This is a genomic window from Haloferax sp. s1, assembly GCF_058382125.1.
On the sequence record NZ_JBZRPK010000375.1, the window covers coordinates 1 to 3,811 of the forward strand.

3 protein-coding genes and 1 pseudogene are annotated in these 3,811 nt (G+C 60.4%); 3 read left to right on the forward strand and 1 reads right to left on the reverse strand.

What is annotated here, in order from left to right; translation table 11 throughout:
• On the forward strand, positions 1–424 hold a 424-nt coding region (locus tag QT222_RS04710; protein ID WP_491476463.1), incomplete at its 5' end, for a Cdc6/Cdc18 family protein.
• A 185-nt stretch (positions 425–609) separates the two neighbouring features.
• Here QT222_RS04710 and QT222_RS04715 read toward each other — a convergent pair.
• Positions 610–1,485, reverse strand: a complete 876-nt coding sequence (locus tag QT222_RS04715; protein WP_491476464.1) for a S26 family signal peptidase — start codon at positions 1,483–1,485, stop codon at positions 610–612.
• 79 nt (positions 1,486–1,564) lie between these two features.
• On the opposite strand from QT222_RS04715, the gene QT222_RS04720 reads away from it, so the two are divergent.
• Positions 1,565–3,121, forward strand: coding sequence for a DNA-directed DNA polymerase II small subunit (locus tag QT222_RS04720; protein ID WP_491476465.1), 1,557 nt, complete (start codon positions 1,565–1,567; stop codon positions 3,119–3,121).
• Positions 3,122–3,230: 109 nt separating this feature from the next.
• A pseudogene (locus QT222_RS04725) lies at positions 3,231–3,656 on the forward strand (oxidoreductase); the annotation flags it as partial.
• Positions 3,657–3,811: the final 155 nt, after the last annotated feature.

Below are 3,811 nucleotides of genomic sequence, written 5' to 3' on the forward strand. Positions count from 1 at the left end.
GGCCGATACCGTCGAAGAAGCGCACGTCCGGCAAGCACAGGATAAAATCGAACTCGACCGCGTCGTCGAGGTCGTTCGGACGCTCCCCACGCAGTCGAAAATCGTCCTCTTTGCTATCATCCTCCTCGAAAAGAACGGCGTCCGAAACATCAACACCGGTGAGGTGTTCAACATCTACAAGCGTCTTTGCGAGGAGATCGATGCCGACGTGCTCACGCAGCGTCGCGTTACCGACCTCATCTCCGAACTCGACATGCTCGGCATCGTCAACGCCGTCGTCGTCTCCAAAGGACGCTACGGCCGGACCAAGGAAATCAGCCTCTCTGTTCCTATCGACGAGACGGAGGCGGTCCTCCTAACGGACTCCCGTCTCGGCGACATTGAGAGCGCACAACCCTTCGTGCAGGCGCGGTTCGACAACTAAGGGTCGAGTATACCTCTTTACTGATATTCGAGTCACACTACTCTACGAGGCTTCGAGTCACATTCTAACGCTTCGAGCCCGAGATACGGATTACCGGACGTGGAGTGTCGGAGTGGACTTCGAACGTGGAGTGTCGGAGTGGACTGTCAGACGAGAACTGCTGAGAACGGAATTGCCTTCCCGAGTTATGCGGCCAGCGATGGCTGCGAAAACTGTCTGTGCACGTTAGTCGGTCGTTTTAGCTCGATGGCCGACGCGTTCGGCTCAAGGGCCGACGGTTTCGTGTCGATAGTCGAGACCTGCGCTGCTGGTTGACTAACCATCGAAGACCCCGATTCAACCGGAACTGACACCGACTCGAATGGCACGGGGTCGACAGAGTTCGGTGCCATGAGCGTGTTTGCGAGCGTCAGGCGAACCCATCCGAGGAACGGAATACGGACGCGAGCGATGCCCTGAACCCACTTGGGCCGGACTGGGTCGCTGATACCGCTCACCTGGTCGTAGCGCGGGTTATTGTCTCCTTTCGTGATGAACCCGGAGTAGCGAGCGGGGCAGTTGGCCAGTTCGTTGCAACTGTCCGCCGAGATGTAGTCGGGGTTTGCCTTGTCGTACCAATTTTCACCCTTTTCGACGTGGAACATTGCACGGTGGATGATGGGTGGGCCAGTTGCGTTCGGGTCGTGATACACGACGACGCTTCCGTTCCCACCGAAGGACCGATAGCCGACTTCTGAGCCCTTCTCCGCAGTGACGACGGCAGTCCCCTCGACAGCCGAGTCGGGGACGTAACGGTCCGGTCCCGAAATGAACACGAGGTCGCCTTTGTGCATGTGCGGCTCCATGCTCCCACTCTCGACGGCGACCATCGGTGGCCACACACCGCTAATCGCGAATAGGAGCAAGCCAACGGCTAGTACGGCGAGAGCGCTCGTCAACACCTCTCGAATGAACAGTAACGGTCCCTCGTCGGCCGTCCAGAGCTGTTTCAGAAATCCTTCATCGGTGTCTGGACCGAGCGGCGAGTCGTTGGAGGGCGGGCGGCCGTCGTCGGCACTCATCACTTCCAGTTTGCCCGCGCCGGATTTCAACGTTCTGGGTTTCGGCACCCTTTTTGCCACGCTCCGCTGACTCGGCGGTGTGCCATTGGAGACGCCGGCGCGCATCGTCCGGACACTCGTCGGTCGCGGCTACAACGCCGAACGCGAGGCCGTGACCCTCATCGCCGGTTCGGACGACCCGGGCACTACGCTCGCCCGTGTCGTCGAAGCCACCCCGGATGACGCGCTTCGAATCACTGCAGACCACGTCCGCGAGGTGCTCGCGTCTGCACCCGCTTCGGACCCACCGGGAACTGAATCCCCGAGCGCCGCCGACGTAGGCGACCCCCCCGTTTCCGCTGCAACATCGGATGACAACGCCACCCAAGTTGGAAATACGACTCCATCCGAAGTACAGGAGTCGTCCAGCGGACGGAACGTCGACCCGGCACTTCGGTCGCTCGATATTGCGAACGACATGACCGGTCAGTCGACGGGAACGGGGGAGTACGACGACTTTGTGAAGGTGTTCCGCGACCGCTACGAGAAGCTCTCGAAGATGCTCCGTGGACGCGTCAACCACCGCCCGGCGAAGGCCATCTCGAAGATGTCCGGCGGGGAAGACGCGGAACTCATCGGTCTCGTAGACGACGTTCGGTCGACAAAGAGCGGCCACTGGATTATCGACCTCGAGGACACGACAGGGACGTTCCCGTGTCTCGTGATGAAAGACAAGGAAATCGCGTCCTACGTCGACGACCTCCTCTTAGACGAGTGTATCGCCGTCCAGGGAACGCTTTCCGGCGACGCCGGGATTCTGTTCGTCGATTCGATGCACTTCCCGGACGTGCCGCGGAGCTACCGCCCGAACACCGCGGACCGACACGTCCAGGCAGCGCTTATTTCGGACGTACACGTCGGCAGTCAGGAGTTCATGGCCGATGCGTGGAACCGATTTGCTGACTGGCTCCACACCGAAGAAGCGGCGAACATCGAGTATCTCCTCATCGCGGGCGACATGGTCGAAGGCGTCGGCGTCTACCCGAATCAGGACGAAGAACTCGACGTTATCGACATCTACGACCAGTACGAGGTGTTCTCGGAGCATCTCAAATCGGTTCCCGGCGACCTCGATATCGTGATGATTCCGGGTAACCACGACGCGGTTCGCCTCGCAGAACCCCAACCCGGCTTCGACGACGAACTCCGCGACATTATGTCCGCCCACGACGCCCGCATCACGAGCAACCCCTCGATAGTCACGCTCGAAGGCGTCAAGGTGCTCATGTACCACGGCGTCTCGCTCGACGAAGTCATCGCCGAACTCCCCTCGGAGAAGGCGAGTTACGACGAACCGCACAAGGCGATGTACCAACTCCTGAAAAAGCGGCACGTCGCACCGCAGTTCGGGGGTCACACGCGCCTCGCACCCGAAGAACTCGATTACCTTGTCATGGAGGACGTTCCGGACATCTTCCACACCGGCCACGTTCACAAACTCGGCTGGGGGAAATACCACAACGTTCTCGCGGTCAACTCCGGTTGCTGGCAAGCCCAGACCGACTTCCAGAAATCCGTCAATATCGACCCTGACGCTGGGTACGCTCCTATCGTCGACCTCAACACGCTGAATATGACGGTTCGGAAGTTCTCCTGACCCTCGTCTCTTCTGACCCACACCGTTTTTGACGCGGAAGCACACGGTTGTGCGCCCCGCCCAACCACACCGCCGTCTGCTTATAAGCCCGACAGTCGGATCGGTGGTAATGTCTGACGACATACTATTTGACGCGACGACGCTGAACGACCTGGAACTCGACAACCGCGCTGGCCTCGCACCCATGACTCGTGTCAGCGCGACCGCCGACGGGCGGGCGACCGAGCAGATGGCGCGCTACTACGCGAAATTCGCCGAGGGTGGCTTCTCGTTTCTCGTCACCGAGGGCGTCTACACCGACGACACCTACAGTCAGGGATATCTGAATCAACCCGGTCTCGTCACCGAGGACCACGTAGAGGCGTGGACACAGGTCACGGATGCCGTCCACGACTTCGACACGCCAATAGTTGCCCAGTTGATGCACGCCGGAGCACAGGTACAGGAGAACCCGAACGTCGAGAGCGACGAGACAATCGCCCCCTCGGCGGTCCAACCGGACGGTGAGAAGTCCGAAGCCTACGGCGGGGGGGGGGGATAAACCGTTTCACTGGGAGCGACTTTTGCCGGCCATGCTGGAAATCCCTATGGGGGCTTCGAGGCCTCGGCGGACGCCGGGGGAAGCGGGGTTGACACCGGGCCGGGTCCCTACGCCAGCCGCCACCCTTTTCACACATTTCTCTTCGTCGG

Coding starts and splice junctions, on each gene's coding strand:
- QT222_RS04715 (WP_491476464.1), bottom strand. CDS start 1,485: ATGAGTGCCGACGACGGCCGCCCGCCCTCCAACGACTCGCCGCTCGGT.